Source organism: Paenibacillus sp. NPDC058177 (assembly GCF_042883835.1).
Classification (GTDB): domain Bacteria; phylum Bacillota; class Bacilli; order Paenibacillales; family Paenibacillaceae; genus Paenibacillus_AQ; species Paenibacillus_AQ agri.
Map to the genome: position 1 here is coordinate 453,706 of NZ_JBHVVB010000001.1, position 22,974 is coordinate 476,679.

The window sequence follows — 22,974 nt, forward strand, 5'->3', positions numbered from 1 at the left end:
GAGCCTCTAGAATGGCTTCTACGGCTCGTTTCGCGTTCCGGGAATCATATTTGACCCCCTGAAATTGTTGTGCTTCGATAAAACAATTAGTTTTTCAGTGGCCTCTTCCAATTACTGGATTTATCAATCAAGCATGTAGTCCAGTATTATTTTAAGAAGTGCACTTTAGGCGCCCTAGAGTGTCTTCTGTTATTTATGGCTTAGTTAAGGGCAGAAACATCTTTTTCGAATGCCTGCATGTACTGCTTGAGCTTGCCGTTATCCAGTTTATTGCTAGAATCGTTGGCCTTTGGAGGATTAGACTGCAGATGCTTATACAAGAGATCCACTTCAGCAGATAATTTTCCCCAAGTATTTTTAACCGAGCTGTATTCGTCGGAAAGAGATTGTATGTATTTATCGTACTCCGATTTTTTGTCGATGGCTTTCCCTAATTGCTCCATTGTAAAATCAATATCCAGGCTTTCACCTGTACTGCTTGTTCCGTCGGCGAGGTACCAGCTTATATCAACAAATCCAGTATTCCAAATGTCTGAAACAATAAAATTTTGAATTTCTTGAAGTGTAGCTTTAGGATCGGTAGCAGAATTCTCTACAGAAGAGTTCTCAGGAATTGGGTGCTTAAATTCTTTCCTAACTACATCAAATGTTTGCTTGTCCGTAGCACTTGTAACCCAAACTATTTTTTCGTCTACGAACAGGACGATTATTTCACTGTTAGGAAGGGATGATTTTGTTCCTTCTATTAGGACGACCTTGTTTTTCTTGCCTTCCTTGTCTTTATAATCTTGCGATTCAAGGACTTTGGGGTCTTGAAGCTTTGAAGATTCGGGGACCTCTTTAGCTGCAAGTAATTGGAATATCGGTTGGGCCTCCGTGTGGATATTGTCAGTTATGAATACTTTCTTGGCTTCAGGATCAGTTCCGTTCATAAAGACATTAACATATTCAAGAGCAGTCTTTTCATATGCATTTAGTTTCTTCTTTTTTTTTGAATCTGTAGCAACGGTGTTTTTATTTGTGTTAGAATCTGTATTTGCTTTAGAATTTGTGTTTATGTTTGTATTCGAAGCTTTACCGTCAGAAGAGCTACAGCCGGATAACAAAGTTGCCGTAATAATAATGCCTAGAGCCAGTTGTTTTTTAGAAATCTTAATTACCCCCTCAAAATATTAATTAATAAAAGTATAATTATAGAATTAGATGTTAATATTACCTTTCTGCTGTTGATATCCAAATTATACGATGGGTAATGTATAAGGTTTCGTAAATTTAGCAGAAGGCAGTGAACAGTATGCTTTCGATAATTAGACAACAAGGAATCTGAAAATACTAAATCGAATAAGAAAGATATATTAATCAATGCATGGTTCTTTAAGACAGATCAAACTTTCGATACCATGAGAGCTATGAAAATTACCGCGTAGGATGGAGTGATGCTGTACATGGAATGTTTAGGATGTAGAATCGCTAACGGTATTGAACCCAACTTGAATATTGTTTATGAAAATGAACTTATTACTTGTGTGCTTGATATTGCTCCATTTAATGAAGGACATACTCTAATCCTCCCCAAAAAGCATTATAGGGATGTCGAAGAGATGGAGTCAGAGACTGCTTATGCTATCATGGATGCTTCGAAAAAACTTTCAATTGCCTTGAAAAGTTTGTTTAAACCTGACGGTATAAGGATTTGTCAAGATGGAGGAAAATTTACGACCTTACCCATTACCATATGCATCTGATTCCAAGGTACGAAGGTGATCGATTTACCTGGGGTGAACCATTACATCCACATGGTGCTGAGAAACGATTAAGCCAAACCAAAGAAAAAATTCTCAAGGAATTAAGTGAGAAATGAAGGGGGAATCAACATTGTAGTTAAAGGTAGCTAATAAAGAGTCTAGAGGCGTAACTCTGAAACGCAAAAACAGCCACCCGGCACTCCGGGTGGCTTGTTTGTATCGCGCTGATTCCAAGCGTATAAGGCATATTACATAACAGAGGCAAAGATTAATTTTTTTGAAGAGGTGCGGTAGATAAGTCCAGCTTGCTTACAGTACGTTCAATTCCACTGCAATATTACCGCGGGTAGCGCGGGAGTAAGGACAGGCACCGTGAGCGGCTTCTACAAGAGAAACTGCGGTGTCGTGGTCAACACCTTTTACAAGGACATCCAGTTTGACAGCAATGCCGAAGCCGCCATCTTCCACTTTGCCTAAGCTCACAGTTGCAGTGACTTCGCTGCCTTCGATTTTTACTTTACCCAGTCGTGCCACCATGTTCAGCGCGCTGTCGAAACAAGCCGAATATCCTGCAGCGAACAGTTGCTCAGGATTAGTTCCTTCACCTCCAGCACCGCCCAATTCACGTGGTGTGCTGATATTCAAGTTAAGCTTTGGAGTTTCGGATTCGATGTAGCCGTTTCTTCCACCCACCGCTTTTACTGTTGTTTCATACATTTTTTGTTGGATAGTCATCATTATAAATCTCTCCGTTCCGTTATTTATATATTGTACACAATTTAATTTAACACAAATAAAATAATAGTCAAACTATTTTTTGCAATAATTATGATATCGAGAGTGATTTATGATAAAATAGTTCTATAAGGTGGGTGAAGAGATATGCAAGAAAAGTCAACAAACACCGAGCTTTTGCTCGATAATCATCTATGTTTTACCATTTATGCCTGTTCACGTGAGATAACGAAGCTGTATCAGCCTTATCTCGACAAAATAGGCGTGACGTATTCGCAATACCTCGTAATGATCGTGTTATGGGAACGAGAACAATGCACGGTGAAGGAACTGGGTGAAGCTCTGTTTTTGGACTCCGGCACGCTGACACCACTCCTGAAGCGTCTTCAGGCGGCAGGGCTTATTTTGCGGGAGCGTTCGCTTCAGGATGAGCGCAAGGTACTCATTTCCCTGACACCGCTCGGATGGGATTTGCAGAAGGAAGCAGCTTGTATTCCAAGTAAAATGATGGAAGGTACAGACATGTCCGAGAAAGAACTGGGAGACCTTCTGGTTCAGTTCAAAGATCTGCTGGGGCGTGTTCATAGTGCGAATACGAGTGCATCCAAGAAATAGTAGCGGAATGAAGTCAAGATGATTGTTCGCATTCCGGCATGAAACCAAGCGAAAATGTGTGTATAAATTATGAATTATTTTAAGGAAAGCGTTTCAAAAACGTGTTACAATATTCTGGGTTTCCTTTTTGGGCATATAGGTTATATGTAAGCTAAGTCTTAGATGAGACCTTATGTTTCCCGCAGAAACGCGAGCCGTCCATATGGGCGGTTGATCCGTTTCTACCTGCTCCGGGCAAGTGAACTGTTGTACCGGCCTGAACCCGGGCATCGCGGCAATCAAAACGGAAAGCGGAATGACTGCAGGCTGCCTGCTCGGTCACCGCAACACTTTAGGAGGCTTCCGGAATGAATATCCACGAGTATCAGGGAAAAGAAGTGCTTAAGAAGTACGGCGTAGCCGTACCGAACGGAAAAGTAGCTTATACGGTGGAAGAAGCGGTCGCAGCCGCAGAATCACTGAGCACCCCGGTGGTAGTTGTGAAAGCTCAGATTCATGCAGGTGGACGCGGCAAAGCTGGCGGCGTGAAGGTGGCCAAGAATTTGGATGAGGTTCGCAGCTATGCTGCTGAGATTCTCGGCAAGACACTTGTCACTCATCAGACCGGCCCGGAAGGTAAAGTGGTGAAACGGCTCCTCATCGAAGAGGGCTGCCAAATTGTGAAGGAATATTATATCGGACTTGTTGTGGACCGCGGAACTGGCCGCGTCGTAATGATGGCTTCCGAGGAGGGCGGAACGGAGATTGAAGAAGTTGCCGCTACACATCCCGAGAAGATTTTTAAGGAAATTATTGATCCGGCAGTAGGGCTTCAGACCTTTCAGGCCCGTAAACTTGCATACAGCATAGCCATTCCGAGCGAATTGGTAAATAAAGCCGTCAAGTTCATGCAAGCGCTATATTTGGCTTTTGTGGATAAGGATTGCTCCATTGCGGAGATCAACCCGCTGGTCGTTACAGGTGACGGAAATGTTATGGCGCTGGATGCCAAACTGAATTTTGATTCCAACGCTCTGTTCCGCCATAAGGACATTCTGGAGCTTCGTGATCTGGAGGAAGAAGATGAGAAAGAGATCGAAGCCTCCAAATACGACCTTAGCTACATTGCCCTGGATGGCAATATTGGCTGTATGGTGAATGGTGCGGGCTTGGCTATGGCTACTATGGATATTATTAAATATTATGGCGGAGAACCCGCCAACTTCCTCGATGTAGGGGGCGGTGCCACTACTGAGAAAGTTACTGAAGCATTTAAGATTATTTTGTCCGATGCTAAGGTTAACGGAATTTTCGTCAACATCTTCGGCGGTATCATGCGCTGTGATGTTATTGCCAACGGTGTGGTGGAAGCTGCCAAGCAGCTCGGATTGACCAAACCACTGGTAGTGCGTCTTGAAGGTACCAATGTGGCACTAGGTAAGGAGATTCTGGCCGGATCGGGACTGAATATCGTACCTGCCGACTCGATGGCGGATGGGGCCCGTAAGATTGTTTCTCTCGTATAATAATAGCCCTGCGGAGCGGTTTCGCAGTGGATCGTATTTGACAAAATGATTAGGGATGTGACGAAGAATGAGCATTCTTGTAGATAAAAATACGAAAGTGATCACGCAGGGAATTACGGGTTCGACCGGTTTGTTTCATACCAAAGGCGCGCTGGATTACGGAACCCAGATGGTTGGTGGTGTAACGCCAGGTAAAGGCGGAACGACGGTCAATATTACGCTGGAGAATGGGGAAGAGGTCAGTCTGCCGGTATTTGACACTGTAGTCGCAGCCAAAGCGGCAACAGGTGCAACCGCTAGTGTAATCTATGTACCGCCAGCATTCGCCGCAGACTCTATCATGGAAGCCGTAGATGCGGAACTGGATCTCGTAATCTGTATTACAGAGGGGATTCCGGTACTTGATATGGTGAAGGTATCGCGTTATATGGAAGGCCGTTCCACAGTCCTGATCGGGCCTAACTGTCCTGGAGTCATTACCCCTGGAGAATGCAAAATTGGCATAATGCCAGGTTATATCCACTTGCCGGGCTATGTCGGCGTAGTCTCACGCAGTGGAACTTTGACCTATGAGGCGGTTCATCAGCTGACTACGCGGGGAATTGGACAATCCTCTGCCGTAGGTATCGGCGGTGATCCTGTCAAAGGTTCGGAATTTATTGATATTTTGAAGTTGTTTAATGAAGATCCGGGTACTAAAGCGGTCGTCATGATCGGTGAAATCGGCGGTACAGCGGAGGAAGAAGCAGCGGTTTGGATTCGCGATAATATGACTAAGCCGGTAGTCGGCTTTATTGGCGGGGCTACTGCACCTCCAGGCAAGCGGATGGGTCATGCCGGTGCCATTATTTCGGGCGGAAAAGGTACAGCCAGTGAGAAGATCGCTGTTCTGGAAGCATGCGGGATTAAAGTGGCGCCGACTCCGGCAGAGATGGGCTCTACTTTGGTAAGCGTGCTTGAAGAACGCGGTATTTTAAGTACATTTACCACTCACTAGCATTTATTTTAACGTTAATAATATGTACATGAAAGGCTCTGCGCTGCAGGGTTCTTTCGTGTATAATGAGATCAGAGGTAAGCAACCTTTTGTTCCTGCGGGAATGGAAGGTTGCTTTTTTGCGTATTTGCGCAAAACCGGGATTTCAGAGAGGACTTGCAATTATAAGCGGTGTGTCACAAAATAGGGAGGTCGGTCCTTCCATTAAAAGGGAGAGAGTGCAAAATGAAGGAACGTGATTTATTATTCGGTCTGAATGAGGTTCAAGGGGTCGGTTGGAAGAGCATTGATAAGATTTGTGCAGCCGGTTTATTGTCGGAAAAAGCATTTTCTTGTGTTCCTGAGGATTGGGAGCGCATCGGACTGAACGGGAAAGTGGCGGCTGCTCTTGCCTCCATATATACACCCGAATGGATCGCCGAGAGACACTCTTTAATAGAAGAAAGAGGAATTGGTCTGGTAACTATACTGGATGAAGATTACCCCGATATGTTAAAGGAAACGGTAGAGCCCCCTTGGGTACTGTACTATCGCGGAAGACTGGAACTGTTATCCCGTCCTGCAATTGCCATGGTGGGTACCCGTGTGCCTACTGCATACGGTACCAAGATTGGTGAAATGCTGGCAGAGGAATTAAGTGCAGCCGGTCTGACGGTAGTCAGTGGTCTTGCCAGAGGGATCGACAGCGTCTGTCACAAAGCTGCCCTGAAAAGTCGCGGAAGTACGATTGCTGTGACCGCAACGGGAATGGATAAGGTCTACCCTCCCGAGAACCGGGAGTTACTACGGGCTGTAGCCCAAGATGGGCTAGTGCTGACCGAGTACCCTTTGGGCACGCCGAGTCACCCGGGTCTTTTTCCACGGCGCAACCGGATTATTGCGGGTCTGTCCCTTGGAACCGTGGTAGTGGAAGCCGACAGCCGCAGCGGTTCACTTATTACAGCTGATGCAGCTTTGGAGGCAGGACGTGATGTGTTTGCTGTTCCAGGACCACTTACATCTCCCAAAAGCAGAGGGGCGCTGGACTTGATTAAGCAGGGGGCGAAGCTTGTCACAGGCAGTGCAGATATTGTTGAAGATTATCAGTTTTGTCTGTCTCAACCTCCAGTAAATGCAAGAGATAACGGGGATGCTGAACCTCTCGATAAAGAGGGGCTTGGTGAAAAGAAATTGACAAGAGAGGAGTCCCAACTATACCATATACTGCATCAGGGGCCCTTTACCTTGGATGAGCTTCTAGCGAGAAGCCAGTGGGATTTTGGACTTTTGCATTCAGTTCTGTTATCTTTAATCATAAAAAAAGCGGTAACACAATTACCGGGTGCCATTTATAAGATTATTTAAAAATATAAGAGGACATCATGATGATGAATCTTCCTTGTATTTTCGAAGGAACTTATTTATTTTCGAAGGTCCCCGCCAATTTTTGAAGAAGACCGCAGTATAAAGGTTTGGGTAGAGGGGCTATCTTGTATAGAAGCTTTTAGTGTTAATGAGGAGGACGTATTATGGCGGATACATTGGTTATTGTCGAGTCGCCCGCGAAAGCGAAGACGATCGGCAAATATTTGGGCAGTAAATATATTGTTAAAGCATCCATGGGGCATGTTCGTGACTTGCCTAAAAGTCAGATCGGCGTAGAGGTCGAGAATGACTTCAACCCGAAGTACATTACCATTCGTGGCAAAGGCTCCGTGTTGAAAGAATTGAAGGATGCCCGCAAAAAAGTGAAAAAAGTATATCTGGCGGCTGACCCGGACCGCGAAGGAGAAGCTATTGCCTGGCATTTGGCCCATGCGCTGGATCTGGATAATACCGAAGAATGTCGGGTGGTTTTTAACGAAATTACCAAGCAGGCGGTTAAGGACGCATTCAAGACCCCGCGGAAAATCAACATGGATCTGGTGAATGCGCAGCAGGCTCGCCGGATTCTGGATCGGCTTGTGGGTTACAAGATCAGTCCATTATTATGGAAGAAAGTCAAAAAAGGCTTGTCTGCCGGACGGGTTCAATCGGTTGCTGTCAAAATTATTATGGACCGCGAGAACGAGATCGGTGAGTTTGTTCCTACGGAATATTGGAGCATTACCGCCAAACTTGGTATCCGCGATACGAACTTTGAAGCTAAGTTCCATAAGCTGAACGGTGAGAAGAAAGAACTGAACCAAGAGAGTGATGTTCAGGAAGTTCTTCAGGCGATCAAGGGAGCCGATTTTACGGTTAGTCAGGTAAAGGAAAAGGAACGGCAGCGTCATCCTTCTGCGCCGTTTACCACCAGTTCATTGCAGCAGGAAGCGGCTCGTAAGCTCGGTTTCCGGGCAGCCAAGACAATGTCGGTAGCCCAGCAGCTGTATGAAGGTGTGGAATTAGGCAAAGAAGGTACTGTCGGTCTTATAACTTACATGCGTACGGACTCCACGCGGATTTCGGCGACGGCGCAAGAAGAAGCAAAAGAACTGATTCTGTCCAAGTACGGTGAGAAGTTTGTACCAGAATCTCCGCGTCAATATTCCAAGAAGGCTGCTGGAGCCCAGGATGCGCACGAAGCGATTCGTCCAACCTCGGCTCTGCGTGAACCTGAGACAGTAAAAGAGTTCATGAGTCGTGATCAATTCCGTCTCTATAAACTCGTCTGGGAACGGTTTGTTTCCAGCCAGATGTCTTCAGCCCTGCTGGATACGCTTTCGGTGGATATTGCCGCAGGACCAGCCATTTTTCGTGCTGTGGGCTCCAAGGTATCTTTCCCCGGCTTCATGAAAGTGTATGTGGAAGGGAATGATGACGGCACGACGGATGAGGAGAAGTTCCTTCCGCCGCTTCAGTCAGGAGATCACCTGAACACACAAGACATCGATCCGAAGCAGCATTTTACACAGCCGCCGCCACGTTATACGGAAGCAAGGCTCGTTAAGACGCTGGAGGAGCTGGGCATAGGGCGTCCAAGTACGTATGCCCCAACGCTGGAGACGATCCAGAAGCGTGGTTATGTGGCCATTGAAGAGAAGAAATTCATGCCGACAGAGCTGGGTGAATTAGTCATCGAGCAGATGGAGGAATTCTTCCCGGAGATTCTGAACGTTGAATTCACAGCCAACATGGAAGGCGATCTTGACCATGTGGAGGAAGGCTCAGAGGACTGGGTGAAGGTACTGGCTGAGTTCTATGAATCCTTCGAGAAGCGGCTGGAGTTCGCTGAAGAAGAAATGAAAGAAATCGAGATCGAGGATGAAGTCTCCGACGAGCTCTGTGAAAAATGTGGCAAGCCAATGGTGTATAAGCTTGGCCGCTTCGGGAAGTTTCTGGCTTGTTCGGGATTCCCGGATTGCCGGAATACGAAGCCAATTGTCAAAGATATTGGCGTTAACTGTCCGAAATGCCATGAGGGTAAAGTAGTAGAACGCCGCAGCAAGAAGGGTCGCGTCTTCTACGGCTGTGATCAGTACCCGGGTTGTGATTTTGTCTCATGGGATCGTCCGTCTGTGAAGCCTTGTCCTGCTTGCGGTTCTTGGATGGTAGAGAAGCGCAACAAACAAGGGGTCAAGCTGCAGTGTACCTCATGTGATCATACAGAAGCAGTTCTGGACAATGATAGCGACAACGAAGAATTAGCAGAATAATAGGTTCAGGAGGAAAAGAAGTTGACTGATATTTCGAGAGTTACAGTAATTGGTGCCGGTTTGGCCGGTAGTGAAGCAGCCTGGCAGATTGCCTCGCAAGGGGTGCCGGTTAGATTATATGAGATGAGACCGGTTGTGAAGACTCCGGCCCATCATACAGACAAATTTGCGGAACTGGTGTGCAGCAACTCGCTGCGCGCCAACGGACTAGGCAATGCTGTAGGCGTATTGAAGGAAGAAATGCGCCGCTTAAATTCGCTTGTTCTGGGAGCAGCGGACCGGAATGCGGTCCCGGCTGGTGGTGCGCTTGCAGTGGATCGCGACGGTTTCTCCGGCGAGATTACCTCTACTTTGCACAATCATCCTCTCATTGAGGTTATAAATGAAGAGCTTACGCATATACCGGAGGAAGGGATCGTTGTCATTGCGACAGGTCCGCTGACCTCCCCATCGTTGTCCGCTGAGATTAAGGCTCTGTTGGGAGAAGAATATTTCTACTTCTATGATGCGGCTGCTCCAATTGTCGAGAAGGACTCTATCGACATGGATAAAGTCTATTTGGCTTCCCGTTATGACAAAGGTGAGGCGGCATATTTGAACTGCCCGATGACAGAAGAGGAATTTGATGTCTTCTATGATGCGCTGATCACTGCAGAAACAGCGGCACTTAAAGAATTTGAAAAAGAGATTTATTTTGAAGGCTGCATGCCGATTGAGATTATGATGAAACGTGGCAAGCAGACCGCGTTGTTCGGGCCGATGAAGCCAGTAGGCTTGGTTAACCCGCATACAGGCAAGCTGCCTTATGCCGTTGTGCAATTGCGTCAGGATAATGCGGCAGGAACGCTGTATAACCTTGTAGGATTTCAAACCCATCTCAAATGGGGCGAGCAAAAGCGAGTGTTCTCTCTGATTCCAGGACTTGAGAATGCGGAGTATGTTCGTTATGGCGTTATGCACCGCAACACCTTTATTAACTCGCCTAAGCTGTTACATCCTACCTATCAGATGAAGGGTCATGAGCGGCTGTATTTTGCCGGTCAAATGACAGGTGTAGAAGGTTATGTAGAATCGGCAGCTTCCGGCCTAATCGCTGGTATTAACGCCGCCAGAGCCGCTAAGGGACAGGAAGGTCTGATCTTCCCTGGGGATAGTGTGCTTGGTAGTATGCCTGCTTATATCACTTCGGCCGACCCAGAGCACTTCCAGCCGATGAATGCTAACTTTGGATTGTTGCCGAAGCCTGAAAAGAAAATTCGCAACAAGAAGGAAAAGAACGAGCTGCTGGCCCACCGTGCGCTGGATAGCTTGGCTGAATACGCAATTCGTGAACAATTGAATTATATCGAACCTGAGATCAGCGAAGTCCAAGAAGAGGAAGAGAGCTTATCTTGATAAGGAGGCAGCAATCATGATTCCCAGCTTTCATGCAACTACAATTTGTGCAGTAAGACATAACGGTCAGGCGGCAATAGCCGGCGATGGCCAGGTTACATTCGGAGAAAGCGTCATTATGAAGACGACAGCCAGAAAAGTACGGCGCCTCTATCGGGGTCAAGTCATTGCTGGCTTCGCAGGTTCTGTCTCTGACGCTATTACATTGTTCGAGAAGTTTGAGGGTAAGCTGGAGGAGCATCACGGTAACTTGCAGCGCGCAGCAGTAGAACTGGCCAAGGACTGGCGTCAGGACCGTGTCCTGCGCAAGCTGGAGGCACTGATGATTGTGATGAACAAGGAAGGCATGCTGCTGATTTCCGGTAACGGGGAGATCATTGAACCGGATGATGATGTGTTGGCTATCGGTTCGGGCGGCAACTTTGCCCTAGCTTCTGGTCGTGCTCTTAAACGTCATGCGTCCAATCTGACTGCGGCAGAGATTGCGAAGGAAGCATTGCAGATTGCATCCGAGATTTGTGTATATACGAATTCCAATATTATTGTTGAACAATTATAGGCATAGCAGCCATAGAAGAGATGGAGGAAGTCACGATGGTGAATCAATCGCTAACCCCGCGCCAAATCGTAGCTGAGCTGGATAAATATATCGTAGGTCAGAAGCAGGCCAAAAAATCCGTGGCCGTTGCACTCCGCAATCGGTATCGGCGCAGTCTGCTTGCCGAAGAACTGCGTGATGAAGTCGTTCCGAAGAACATTCTGATGATCGGACCCACCGGTGTGGGTAAAACTGAGATCGCCCGGCGTCTGGCCAAGCTGGTCAATGCGCCTTTCATCAAGGTCGAGGCTACGAAGTTTACCGAGGTTGGTTACGTTGGCCGTGATGTAGAGTCCATGGTTCGGGATCTTGTGGAGACTGCTATCCGGATGGTGAAGCTGGAACGGACCGAGAAGGTTCAGGACCGGGCGGAAGAGCTGGCTAACGAACGGATCGTTTCTATTTTGGTGCCTTCCTCCTCCAAGAACAAATCCCAGCGTAACCCCTTTGAGATGATCTTTGGCGGGAATGGGGGCCAGGATGAGTCCAAGGAGGAGACCGAGCAGGACAGTAGCCTCAGCGAACGCCGTAGAGGGGTCAGATTCAAACTTCTGGCCGGGCAACTGGAAGAGGATATCATCGAAGTGGATGTAGAGGACGCGTCCCCTAATATGATGGATATGTTTGCCGGGCAGGGCAATGAGCAGATGGGGATGAACATGCAAGAAATGTTCGGCAGCCTTCTGCCTAAGCGCACCAAGAAGCGCAAGCTCCCGATTAAGGAAGCCCGCAAGGTGCTGATCCAAGATGAAGCTTCCAAGCTGATTGATATGGATGATGTAATCCAGGAGTCTGTGGCGAGAGCCGAGCAGTCCGGGATTATTTTTATCGACGAGATCGACAAGGTAGCTAGCCAAGGCAAAGGTTCGGGTCCAGATGTCTCCCGTGAAGGCGTGCAGCGTGATATTTTACCAATCGTCGAGGGATCTACAGTGATGACCAAGTACGGCCCTGTGAAGACCGATTACGTGCTTTTCATTGCCGCAGGTGCTTTTCACATTGCTAAGCCCTCAGACCTTATTCCTGAGCTTCAGGGGCGCTTTCCAATTCGGGTTGAGCTGAACAGCTTGACGCTGGAGGATTTTGTATCTATTTTGACGGAGCCGGAGAATGCATTGACTAAGCAGTACGTTCATTTACTCCAGACAGAGAACATCGAAGTGCAGTTCCAGAAGGAAGCTATTGAGGAAATCGCTAAGATTGCAGCGTCAGTTAATCAGAACATGGAGAATATCGGCGCCCGCCGTCTGCATACCATTTTGGAGAAGCTGCTGGAGGATCTTTCCTTTGAAGCCCCTGAGCTGACACTGGATACAATGGTAATCACACCGGAATATGTTCGTGACAAACTGTCGGGTATCGCCCAGGATCGTGATCTGAGCCAATACATTCTTTAAATTGACAGCATTCGAGATAATTCGAATTTGGGTAGTTGGAATTAGAAATAAGCAACATCTTCTCGAAACCGAGGAATATTATGTAAAAACATGCAAAATATTAGTTTTAATATAAGGAGTAATGTAATAAAATAGCATTTTTGTGCTTTAAGCCCTCTCTTTTCTGAAAAGATAGGGCTTATTTCTTATTGTAATAATATACAAATTCTAAGAGAATCAAAGTATGTGAGATCGCTAGTGGAATAAACCACTGACAACTTTCGACCTATAACCAGACGTTCGGCACTATTTTTGGACTTATTTGTCGAATCAAGAAGGGATTCGTAAAGTAGCTGTGGAATTCTTTTTATTACGAAAGCTTTTGGAAGGAGGATTTCCGTGGGATTGCTGAATAGTGTCAGTTTTCAACGATTGCAGGGAGGCATTGAAGCTGCTAATCAACGACAATCTGTGCTGGCTAATAATGTGGCCAATGTCGATACACCAAATTTCAAACGCTCCAATGTTTCATTTGAGAGTATTCTTCAGCAGCAAGAGCTTGGGCTTCAGTCGGATCTGAACGCTAGAGTGACAGATCGCCGGCATTTTCAATTCGGTTCGAACAAGATCGTACCGGCTTCCGTCTATAGCACAGATCAAACCACCTCAATGAACAATAACAACAATAACGTAGATGTTGACAGAGAGATGGCTTTAAGCGCTGAAAATCAGCTCAGATACAATTCATATGTCGGGCTGTTGAATAGCCAATTTACGATGATGCGCTCAGTTGTTGAAGGGAGATAATGCTCAATGAACTTTGGTAGCAGTTTTGGGATAAGTGCTTCTGCATTAACCGCACAGCGGCTGCGGATGGACGTAATCAGCTCGAATATTGCCAACGCAGAAACGACAAGAGCTTCGGTAGTGGATGGCAAGGCTGTTCCTTACCGGCGGAAGATGGTCGTTCTGGAGACAGCAGAAGGCAACAAGTTCTCGGACATCCTTCAAAATAAGATGAATGGTGACGTCAAGGGTGTAACCGTCCAGGCCATTACGGACGATTCTTCTCCGTTCAAGCCGGTATTCAATCCAAGTCATCCCGATGCGGATGAGAATGGATATGTGTATATGCCGAATGTGGACATCACTAAGGAAATGGTGGACATGCTGTCTGCATCTCGCTCCTACGAAGCGAATGTAACGATGTTGAACGCATCGAAGGCCATGGTAAGCAAAGCGCTCGAAATCGGACGCTAACCGTAAATTTGACCAAGGGGGAACATAGTTGATACCGAATAATCTAGCTATAGGCTCACAGGGAGTTCAGCAGCTTGCACTTAAACCGGCAGCATCACAATCTTCATCTGGTCCGGCAGTGAATGGCACACAAAGCTTTGGCTCTTACCTGGAAAATGCATTGAATCAAGTGGCTGCCCAAGAGCAGCAGTCGAAAGAGATGAGTAACAAGTTTATTCTCGGAGAAGTGAACGTGGACGAGGCAATGATTTCTTCGCAACAAGCATTGCTTAGTTTGCAGCTTACGACACAAGTCCGGAACAAGGTGATAGAGGCCTATCAGGAAATTATGAGAACTCAAATCTAAATAATCCTAGCTTAGTTTCGGATGGGGTGACACTGTGAATGAAAGATTTGCCCAGTACCGGGAAAAAGCAGCCCAGTATTGGAACAGATTCAGCAACCAACAGAAGATATTATTTTTTTCCACACTTGGAATTATTATTGTATTTATTGTAGTTCTTACGATGCAGTTGTCCAAGACAGAGTATGAAGTTGCATTTAGGGATCTGGATAGTACGGACTCCGCGGCAGTCATGACCTATCTGGACTCCAAAGGAACACCTTACCGGTTGAGTCCTGACGGAAAGAGCATTTCTGTACCAAGTACGGAGGCAGCACGGATCAAGGTGGACATCGGTTCGCAGGGAATTGTGCAGGGTGGCTCCATCGGGTACAAAATCTTTGACGAGAACTCGTCTATGATTGGTACAACAGACAGTGAGTTTAATGTGAAATATAACAACGCTCTGAATGGTGAAGTAGAGCAGTTGATGAAACGGATGCAAGGCATTCAGGATGCCAAGGTACTGGTCAATCTGCCTAAAGAGACGGTATTTGCCTCACAGGCTAACCAGGAGAAGGCTTCCGCTTCCGTTGTACTTACGTTTAAACCTGGATTCAGACCAAGCCAGGATAATATTGACGGATACTTCAATCTCGTGAAGACTGCTGTGCCAAATCTGCCAGTTGAGAACATTACGATCGCCAACAATGAGGTTGAGCTGATGCCAACGGCCAAAGGCGGCCAAGGCGGAGTCTCCAATCAGGTGGAAGAGAACTTTGCGCTGCAGAAGAAATTCGAAGAAGATGTCAAAAAGGATGTTAAACAATTTCTTAGCAGACTGATGGGACCTGAAAAGGTAGATGTACTCGTCATGTCCAAGCTGAACTTCGACAAGGAGAGCCGCAAGGAAGACCTTGTCGCACCGGTTGATACTGAGAATATGAAGGGGATCGAGATAAGTTCCCAGATTATCAGCAACTCGTATTCCGGCCAAGGTAACACTACGGGAGGCGTGGCTGGTACGGGTTCCCAGGATGTTGCCGGATTCCCATCCGCAACAGGTACGGGGCAGTCGACTTCGGATGAATCTTCGGAGACTAGAAACTTTGAAGTGAACCGAATCACTAAAGATATCGTTGCGAGTCCGTACTCTGTAAAAGATTTAACCATTAATGTTGCCGTTGAACCACCTAATGGACAAAATTCTTTGGATCAGCCAACAACAGCTGCTATCCAGAACATTTTGGTCAATATTGTAAGGGCATCGCTGGCTGGTTCTGAGGTTACTTATACAGACGCAGAGTTGGCCAAAAAAGTTTCGGTATTTTCACAACCATTTGGTTCCAGTGCTGCTGCGACCACAGATACCGGGTTTGCTAATTGGATGGTTTGGGCCATTGGCGCTGCTGCGCTGCTTGTGGGTGCCGGAGTGGGATACTTCATCTATCGGAGACGTAATAGAGCCGAGGAGGAAGAAGAGGAAGAAGATATTCCTCTGCAAGTTCCGACTGAGTTTCCTTCCATTAACTTGGAGAGCGTAACGAATGAAAGCCAGGTTCGCAAGCAGCTTGAGAGTCTGGCCAAGAAGAAACCGGACGAATTCGTAAATCTGCTGCGTACATGGCTTGCAGACGAACAGAGGTGAACTGATTAATGGCAAAAGCTACCCAGCAGACACTTAGCGGTCGCCAAAAGGCTGCAATTCTGCTAATCACACTTGGGCCGGAAGTGTCGGCTCAAATATTCAAACATTTAAGGGACGATGAAATCGAGCAGCTTACGCTGGAGATTGCCAATGTGCGTAAGGTTGATAGCGGTGAAAAAGAGTCGATCATGGCAGAGTTTCACCAGATTTGTCTCGCCCAGGAATATATTTCACAAGGCGGTATCAATTACGCCAAGGAGATTCTGGAGAAAGCGCTGGGCTCGCAGAAAGCACTGGAGGTTATCAACCGCCTGACAGCTACGCTGCAGGTACGGCCGTTCGACTTTGCTCGGAAGGCAGATCCCAACCAGATTCTCAACTTTATTCAGAACGAGAATGTACAGACCATTGCGCTCGTCCTGTCCTACCTACAATTTGAACAAGCTGCGGCGATCCTGTCTTCATTGCCACAGGAGAAACAAGCGGAGGTTGCGCGGAGAATTGCCGTCATGGACAGTACTTCTCCAGAAGTTATTACCCAGATTGAACGGGTGCTCGAGCAAAAGCTGTCGGCGACAGTTACTCAGGATTACACCAACGCTGGTGGCATAGAGTCCATCGTTCAAATTCTGAATGGCGTAGACCGCGGTACAGAACGCACGATTCTGGATTCCTTGGAAATTCAGGATCCGGAGCTTGCGGAAGAAATCAAGAAGCGGATGTTTGTCTTCGAGGATATTGTCAACGTGGACAATCGTTCGATCCAGCGTATTATCCGCGATATCGAGAATGCGGATTTGCAGCTTGCCCTCAAAGTGGCCAGCGAGGAAGTGCGGGATGTTATTTTCCGCAACATGTCCAAACGCATGGCAGAAACATTCCGCGAGGAAATGGAATACATGGGTCCGGTGCGGCTGCGTGATGTGGAAGAAGCTCAGACTCGTATTGTTGGTACGATCCGCAGACTGGAAGAATCCGGTGAGATTATTATTGCCCGCGGTGGAGGAGATGACATAATTGTCTAAGCTGATCAAACACTCCCAATATGTTCCGGTAGATGTACTCAAGAGGTTGGAGCAGGCCCGGCATTATGCGGGCCTCACCGAAGAACCCGATCCGGAGGAATTTACTGGAGAAATCCACTATCAGGATCCCGCACAGGAAGAGGCGGAGCAGGCCCGCAAGCAAATGCTGAAGGATGCGAAGGAGTTTGCTGAAGGCCAGGTGCGAGATGCCTCCCTTGAGGCCGAGTCCATTGTGGAAGCGGCGCAGGCGGAAGCCGAAGAGTGGTGGCGGCAACGTCGGGAGCAGGATGAGCACCTTGTAGAGGCAGTTAAATCCGAGGCATTTCAGCAAGGCTATCAGGAAGGCATCCAGAAGGCAGAGGAAGAGATGCAACGGAAGTTAGCCGAGATGATGGAAGAAGCCAGGGCGGTATTGCAAGAAGCCTATAAGGCAAGAGACGTTATTATTCAGGAGGCCGAGCCTTTCCTCGTAGAACTGAGTTGTGACATTGCCGAGAAGATTGTGGACAAGCAGTTGACCTTGGAGCCGCAGTTCGCAATGGAACTAATTCGTAAGAATCTGGCGCGTAAGCGCGAGCAAGGATTGATCTCGCTCTGTGTGTCACCTGCACAGTTCGCGTTTGTGAATGCAGCCAGAGAGGAATTGGCGCTCGCGGTGGATTCTCAAGCAGAACTGCAGATTTTGCCCGATTCAACGGTGAAAGACCAGGGCTGTGTGATCCGGTCTTCCTTTGGCAGTATAGATGCCCGTATCGATACCCAGCTTTCGGAGATTAAGAAAGAGCTGGTACGAATCGCGCTGGATACCGAGGAGCATGGAAGTGGTGAAGAGCATGCTTGACAGTGGACGTTACAAAGAGCAGCTTCGTAATCTCGATCCGGTCAGAATTAACGGCAAGGTTACGCAAGTTATTGGTCTCATGGTGGAATCGGAAGGACCAGACGCCAGCATTGGAGATGTATGTTACATCTACCCGACTAAGGGCAGTAAGCCATTGCAGGCTGAGGTTGTGGGCTTTCGTGATAATAAAGTACTGCTGATGCCTCTGGGCGAGCTTCAGTCCATCGGTCCAGGCTGTGACGTAGTCGGTACAGGGAAACCGCTTAGTGTTCAAGTTGGCTCCGAACTGCTCGGCAAGGTGCTTGACGGCCTTGGCCAACCGCTGGACGGCTCGCTGATACCGGCTCGGATGCCCCATAGCTCGACTTTTAATATTCCGTCCAATCCGCTGACCCGGCCACGTGTACATGAACCCATCAGCATTGGAGTGCGCGCTATTGATGGGCTGTTGACCATCGGCAAAGGACAGCGGGTTGGGATTTTTGCGGGTTCAGGAGTCGGGAAAAGTACACTGATGGGCATGATCGCCCGCAATACCTCGGCAGATGTGAATGTCATCGCGCTCATTGGAGAGCGGGGCAGGGAAGTGCTTGATTTTATTGAACGTGATTTGGGTCCGGAAGGATTGCAGCGTTCTGTAGTTATTGTAGCTACCTCGGATCAGCCAGCGCTGATCCGCATCAAAGGGGCATTGATCGCTACCACCATCGCCGAATATTTCCGCGATCGCGGACTGAATGTCATGCTGATGATGGACTCTGTTACCCGCTATGCGATGGCTCAGCGCGAAGTGGGGCTTGCAGTCGGTGAACCGCCGGCGATGAGAGGGTACACCCCTTCCGTTTTTGCAAGCCTGCCGAAGCTGCTGGAACGTGCAGGGACAGGTCCAACCGGATCAATAACGGCGTTCTACACAGTGCTGGTTGATGGGGATGACATGAATGAGCCAATCGCAGATGCGGTTCGGGGAATATTGGATGGGCACATCGTGCTTAACCGTAGCATTGCTAACAAAGGACATTTTCCAGCCATTGACGTGCTCGCCAGCATTAGCCGTGTTATGAAGGATATCGCTCCAGAAGAGCAGATAGCGGCTGCAGAGAATGTGAAGCGGCTCATGGCTGTGTATAAGGATTCAGAGGATTTGATCAATATCGGTGCCTATCAACGAGGCTCCAATGCCCAGATCGATGAGTCGATCCATTATATCGACAGCATTTGGGAATTCACCAGACAGAAGGTCAATGAAAAAGTGACGCTTACTGAAGTTCAGGAATCTTTAATTTCCCAGTTCTCAAGGAGTTGATTCAGTATTATGAAATTTCATTATACGTTTCAAAAAGTCGTAGACTTGAAGGGTAACGAAAAGACACAGGCAGAGTGGATGCTCTCAAGCGCGCTCGGAGAACTGCAGGCACAGGAGAAAAGCCTCGAGGAATTGACTGCCCAGCGTAGCAATTTGATGATGGATCTGCAAAACGCAGCGGAACACAAAACGCCGATGGTGAAGATGCGGGAAATGCAGGATTATGTTGATTATCTGGACAAATGCATTGTTCGCAAGCATGCGGATATTGGCCGTGCACATCAGGAAGTTCAGAGAAAGCAGGATCAGCTCAGCAATAAAATGTTGGACGAAAAAGTATGGCTGAAGGCAAAGGATAAAGCCCAGATGCTGTTTCAGCAAAATATGATTTTACGGGAACAAAACGAACTGGATGAGATGGCTACCGTCCGCTTCGCGATGAAATCCCTCTAACCCGGGAGGTTTCCCCTAGTGGCAAATAACGAAGTTGAATTGGAAAACGAAGGGTCAGCAGGAAAGTTTGAGCGTTTCTTGTTCTTGATGATACCGATTATATTTACGCTCGTACTGCTTGGCGTACTGTTGACACTTTTCAATATGGATATCCGCAATAATGTGTTTGCGATTGCGAATAAGATTCCTATTTTGGAAAAATGGATTCCTGATCCGCCAGCGGATCCTTCTAAACCAGCGGATCCGAAGAAACAGGCTGAGAAGCAAGCCGAAAGCTCGAATTCTACTATTAAAGAATTGAAGTCACAGCTCTCCAAGCAAGAGGAGAACTTGAAGAAGATTACTGAGGAGAAGACGGCTCAGGATAATAAAGTGCAGGCGCTTGAGTCTCAGGTGGATACGATGACTCAAGAAGCAAAGGCTGCCGAAGAAGCAAAAGCGGCTACCACCGAAGATGATTACTTGAAGCAGGTCAAGGACTTGGCCAAGCTCTACGCCGGGATGAAGCCATCCAAGGCAGCACCGATCATGGAGAATTTGACACAAGAGGAAATGGTGCAGATTTTCAGTGTGATGAATAATGCCAGCAAAACCGCAATCCTTGAGAAGATGGATCCGAAGAAAGCAGCGGATGTATCTATTAAGCTGAAGGAAGAGACAACTTCTTCGGACCTGGCTATTGCTGCACTTCAGTCTCGACTGAAACAAGATTCGAAAGCAGCAGCGACAACGCCTGCAAATACAAGCAAGAATCTGGACAAGGAAAAGCTGAATCAGACATTCTCCACCATGACACCTGCAAATGCGGCATCTCTGCTCGGAGAAATGTACAAGATCAGTCCGGATAAAGTAATTACGATCCTGAACACCGTCAGTGATTCGGTTCGATCATCCATTTTGGGGGAAATGACGAAAAATGATAGTCCTCAGACTGCCAAGATTGTCAACCGGCTGATGGGTGGCAAGTAAACCTGAAAGGAGGTGAACAATAACAATGAGTTTGATTATTCAATCCCTTTTGGGTAGCAATGCATTGGCTGGAACTGCTCAGTCTGGGACTGCAGCGGGTGCTGCCACAGCCACAACACAGCCTTTCGCCCAGACACTTGTGCAAACGATGGGTACAAATGCTACGTCAGTTACCCCGCAGACAGTGGGAGGCTTAACCTCATTGCTGATGGGACTGCTCGGCGCTACGGAGCAAACAGTAAGCGAATCTGGTGATCAGCAAGGTCAGCAGAAGCCTGAGGATTTGCTAAAAGCTATGACAGAGGAACTAGAGAAGCAGGATGACAAGATCAGCAATGATCCTGTGCTGCAAGCGGCGCTTCAGGGATGGTTGATACTGGTGGCGGCGGTAGGAAACACGCCTCAGCAGTCAACTGAGGGTGGGAACTCTACAGGGGAAGGCCTGGAGGGCAGCTTACCGCCTCTAGCCCAGCACTCAGCCACTTTGCGATTTGCGCTTCAGGATGAGCTTCATCATCTGGTCAATGTGATTCAGCAATCAGCGGATAAAGGAGACGAAGCTGCAGTCGCCAAAGGTGTTGAACTGGTAAACCAGCTCTCGGCAATGCTAGAACAAGTAGCGCCATCTGTTAAACAAACGAGCACAGCAAATGCTGATCACATTCAGTCATCCACGGCATCCTTTGAACAGCTTTTAGGTGTGGATAGTAAGGAAAAGACTCAAGAGAAGGCAGCGCCTGTGCTTCGTCCTAATCTAGTAGACGCGACGACAGTTAAAGGCACAGTGGCATCTTCCCCGACTGCTATACAGCAAGGTGTAACGGGAGAACAGGCTGACACTCCAACTGTTTCAATCACTAAAGCAGTAACAACTGGTGCTGTCAAAGCCGATGCTAAGGAAGAAGAGTCGGCACAGGTGAAACCAGCAGAAGCTGGCGATCATGAAATCGTCACTGCAGGTCAATTATCTCTGCGTGGCGGTATTACTTCGCTGCATAAAGCGGAAGCTCCTGTACCACAGGTTCCTGTACATCAGTTTGCTGAAGAAATGACAGGCTTTATCACAGGAAAGTTAGAGATCGTGAGAAAAGGCAGTGCTGCCGAAGCTACGATTTCATTATTCCCGGAACATCTTGGACAGGTTGATGTCAAAATTACGATGCAGAATGGTCATCTTGTCGCGCAGTTCATGACTGAGCATGCAGCTACTAAAGATATGCTGGAACAGCAAATGACTCAGCTACGTGCGGCATTGCAGTCCCAGGGCTTGCAGGTAGAGAAACTGGAAGTGACTCAGAACAATACACCGCTGCATTCCCAATTCGGGCAGGAAGGCCGCCAACCAGGATCAGGTGGGCAACAGTCCGGCAACAACCGTTCGAAGCAACGCAGTGAAGACTCTGGAGATGCCGTTCTTGCGGCGGAGCTTACCGGTGAGTGGAGAGATTGGGTGGCGAGTGAAGGAAGTGAAGAACGTAATCACGGAGGTTCCTTCTCAGCTAAAATCTAAACGGGAAGAAGAGAGGTGAACGACGATGGCTACAACAACACCACCGGTATCGAGCAGAGACCAGTGGAATTTTAATCCTGAGGATAACAACAAGAAGACTACCGGCGATTCCAAGTTGGGAAAAGATCAGTTCCTGAAAATTTTGATTACCCAGCTGCAGAATCAAAATCCGCTGCAACCGATGGAGGATAAAGAGTTTATTGCTCAGATGGCACAGTTTACGTCGGTAGAGCAACTTACGAATATCTCGAAGCAGCTGACGGAAATGAACCAGTCACTTGGCTCTGTTTCCGGGCTGATCGGAAAGCAAGTAACTTGGATGGATAGTAAGACTTTTGAGGAGAAATCCGGCAAAGTAGACTCCATTCTGGTGAGTAACGGTCTTCAGTATGCGGTAGTTGGCAATGACAAAATTGCATTGACTGACATTACCAAAATTCAGAATGAAGTGCCACAAACCGAGAATACACCAGACAACGGAACTGGCAATAATGACGCAAGTCCAGTCGATACCAAAGCGGATGCTAGTGACGTTGGAGACTCTTCGGTCAATGACAAGGAGAGCGGGGCGGAGCAATGAGTGACCGGATGACCATAGGTCAGCTGTATCCGGCAGCCGTTCATCCTTCAATCCTGCAGCGACCGTCCGTTGCCAAAGATGCAGCAGCCCCGGAGTCATCCTTTGAGAGCTTGCTGCAGCGGAATATGCTGAAATTCAGCAACCATGCCGCCAAGAGATTGGAACAAAGAGGGATTGAACTTGGAAGTCGTCAGCTGGATGAGATTTCATCCGCCGTAGACAAGGCTGCTGCCAAGGGAAGCAAAGAGTCATTGATATTAATGAAGGATATGGCGCTGATCGTCAGCGTACCTAACCGCACAGTGGTTACGGCTATGGATGGCAGCTCGATGAAAGACAACGTGTTCACACAAATTGATAGTGCAGTAATTATATCTTAAACCGGCCGGTCCTAACGGAGAGCCGGAGAGGCCGCCGACCGACTGAAGCGGTTCTTAACTCCAAATAGCTTTACATTCCACGAGTCATAGAGACTCT

At 47.6% G+C, this 22,974-nt stretch carries 22 protein-coding genes and 1 pseudogene; 21 read left to right on the plus strand and 2 right to left on the minus strand.

Translation table 11 applies throughout. From position 1 onward, the window contains the following. Positions 1-200: 200 nt before the first annotated feature. Positions 201-932, minus strand: coding sequence for a hypothetical protein (locus ACFVU8_RS02080; protein WP_387425703.1), 732 nt, complete (start codon positions 930-932; stop codon positions 201-203). A 513-nt stretch (positions 933-1,445) separates the two neighbouring features. On the opposite strand from ACFVU8_RS02080, the pseudogene ACFVU8_RS02085 reads away from it, so the two are divergent. Continuing rightward, positions 1,446-1,861 (plus strand): annotated as a pseudogene (locus ACFVU8_RS02085) (HIT family protein). Positions 1,862-2,054: 193 nt separating this feature from the next. Here the strand turns inward: ACFVU8_RS02085 and ACFVU8_RS02090 are convergent. After that, positions 2,055-2,483, minus strand: coding sequence for an organic hydroperoxide resistance protein (locus tag ACFVU8_RS02090; protein WP_066362203.1), 429 nt, complete (start codon positions 2,481-2,483; stop codon positions 2,055-2,057). Positions 2,484-2,627: 144 nt separating this feature from the next. Between ACFVU8_RS02090 and ACFVU8_RS02095 the strand changes: the two genes are divergently transcribed. The 20 genes from ACFVU8_RS02095 (at position 2,628) to ACFVU8_RS02190 (ending at position 22,877) form a co-directional block, all read left to right on the plus strand. Continuing rightward, on the plus strand, positions 2,628-3,095 hold the full coding sequence (locus ACFVU8_RS02095) for a MarR family winged helix-turn-helix transcriptional regulator (protein WP_066362202.1): 468 nt from the start codon (positions 2,628-2,630) through the stop codon (positions 3,093-3,095). A 347-nt stretch (positions 3,096-3,442) separates the two neighbouring features. After that, positions 3,443-4,600 (plus strand): ADP-forming succinate--CoA ligase subunit beta, encoded by a 1,158-nt coding sequence (sucC, locus tag ACFVU8_RS02100; RefSeq protein WP_175371955.1) that lies wholly within the window; start codon positions 3,443-3,445, stop codon positions 4,598-4,600. 67 nt (positions 4,601-4,667) lie between these two features. Beyond that, complete coding sequence (gene sucD / locus ACFVU8_RS02105; protein WP_175371954.1) at positions 4,668-5,597, plus strand: succinate--CoA ligase subunit alpha; 930 nt, start codon at positions 4,668-4,670, stop codon at positions 5,595-5,597. Positions 5,598-5,822: 225 nt separating this feature from the next. Then, positions 5,823-6,941, plus strand: coding sequence for a DNA-processing protein DprA (dprA, locus tag ACFVU8_RS02110; protein ID WP_387425704.1), 1,119 nt, complete (start codon positions 5,823-5,825; stop codon positions 6,939-6,941). Between the two features lie 164 nt (positions 6,942-7,105). Further along, entirely contained in the window at positions 7,106-9,214 is a 2,109-nt protein-coding gene (topA, locus tag ACFVU8_RS02115) for a type I DNA topoisomerase (protein WP_379464384.1), read from the plus strand. A 21-nt stretch (positions 9,215-9,235) separates the two neighbouring features. After that, complete coding sequence (gene trmFO / locus ACFVU8_RS02120; protein ID WP_175371951.1) at positions 9,236-10,609, plus strand: FADH(2)-oxidizing methylenetetrahydrofolate--tRNA-(uracil(54)-C(5))-methyltransferase TrmFO; 1,374 nt, start codon at positions 9,236-9,238, stop codon at positions 10,607-10,609. Between the two features lie 16 nt (positions 10,610-10,625). Next, positions 10,626-11,168 carry an ATP-dependent protease subunit HslV gene (gene hslV, locus ACFVU8_RS02125; RefSeq protein ID WP_066362188.1) on the plus strand — a complete coding sequence of 181 codons (543 nt, stop codon included), beginning with the start codon at positions 10,626-10,628 and terminating at the stop codon, positions 11,166-11,168. Positions 11,169-11,203: 35 nt separating this feature from the next. Further along, positions 11,204-12,604, plus strand: coding sequence for an ATP-dependent protease ATPase subunit HslU (gene hslU, locus ACFVU8_RS02130; protein WP_175371950.1), 1,401 nt, complete (start codon positions 11,204-11,206; stop codon positions 12,602-12,604). Positions 12,605-12,982: 378 nt separating this feature from the next. Beyond that, positions 12,983-13,390: a flagellar basal body rod protein FlgB gene (gene flgB / locus ACFVU8_RS02135; protein ID WP_175371949.1), complete on the plus strand. Its 408-nt coding sequence runs from the start codon at positions 12,983-12,985 to the stop codon at positions 13,388-13,390. 6 nt (positions 13,391-13,396) lie between these two features. Continuing rightward, a complete protein-coding gene (flgC, locus tag ACFVU8_RS02140; protein ID WP_175371948.1) occupies positions 13,397-13,843 on the plus strand; it encodes a flagellar basal body rod protein FlgC in 447 nt (148 codons plus the stop codon). A 31-nt stretch (positions 13,844-13,874) separates the two neighbouring features. Continuing rightward, positions 13,875-14,189 (plus strand): flagellar hook-basal body complex protein FliE, encoded by a 315-nt coding sequence (gene fliE, locus ACFVU8_RS02145; protein ID WP_387427166.1) that lies wholly within the window; start codon positions 13,875-13,877, stop codon positions 14,187-14,189. A gap of 34 nt (positions 14,190-14,223) precedes the next feature. After that, positions 14,224-15,813, plus strand: a complete 1,590-nt coding sequence (fliF, locus tag ACFVU8_RS02150) for a flagellar basal-body MS-ring/collar protein FliF (RefSeq protein WP_387425705.1) — start codon at positions 14,224-14,226, stop codon at positions 15,811-15,813. Between the two features lie 8 nt (positions 15,814-15,821). Beyond that, entirely contained in the window at positions 15,822-16,838 is a 1,017-nt protein-coding gene (gene fliG / locus ACFVU8_RS02155) for a flagellar motor switch protein FliG (RefSeq protein ID WP_175371946.1), read from the plus strand. Next, positions 16,831-17,679, plus strand: coding sequence for a FliH/SctL family protein (locus ACFVU8_RS02160; RefSeq protein WP_387425706.1), 849 nt, complete (start codon positions 16,831-16,833; stop codon positions 17,677-17,679). Before fliG ends, ACFVU8_RS02160 begins: the two co-directional genes overlap by 8 nt. After that, on the plus strand, positions 17,672-18,985 hold the full coding sequence (gene fliI, locus ACFVU8_RS02165; protein ID WP_379464740.1) for a flagellar protein export ATPase FliI: 1,314 nt from the start codon (positions 17,672-17,674) through the stop codon (positions 18,983-18,985). The genes ACFVU8_RS02160 and fliI overlap by 8 nt, the downstream gene beginning before the upstream one ends. 9 nt (positions 18,986-18,994) lie before the next feature. Next, positions 18,995-19,438, plus strand: a complete 444-nt coding sequence (gene fliJ, locus ACFVU8_RS02170) for a flagellar export protein FliJ (RefSeq protein WP_379464379.1) — start codon at positions 18,995-18,997, stop codon at positions 19,436-19,438. An 18-nt stretch (positions 19,439-19,456) separates the two neighbouring features. Continuing rightward, positions 19,457-20,407 carry a magnesium transporter MgtE N-terminal domain-containing protein gene (locus tag ACFVU8_RS02175; RefSeq protein ID WP_379464378.1) on the plus strand — a complete coding sequence of 317 codons (951 nt, stop codon included), beginning with the start codon at positions 19,457-19,459 and terminating at the stop codon, positions 20,405-20,407. A gap of 25 nt (positions 20,408-20,432) precedes the next feature. Next, positions 20,433-21,917, plus strand: a complete 1,485-nt coding sequence (locus ACFVU8_RS02180) for a flagellar hook-length control protein FliK (protein WP_387425707.1) — start codon at positions 20,433-20,435, stop codon at positions 21,915-21,917. A gap of 25 nt (positions 21,918-21,942) precedes the next feature. Continuing rightward, entirely contained in the window at positions 21,943-22,497 is a 555-nt protein-coding gene (locus ACFVU8_RS02185) for a flagellar hook capping FlgD N-terminal domain-containing protein (RefSeq protein WP_387425708.1), read from the plus strand. After that, the gene (locus tag ACFVU8_RS02190) at positions 22,494-22,877 is read left to right on the plus strand and encodes a TIGR02530 family flagellar biosynthesis protein (protein WP_175371941.1); all 384 of its coding nucleotides are present in this window, start codon (positions 22,494-22,496) and stop codon (positions 22,875-22,877) included. The genes ACFVU8_RS02185 and ACFVU8_RS02190 overlap by 4 nt, the downstream gene beginning before the upstream one ends. Positions 22,878-22,974: the final 97 nt, after the last annotated feature.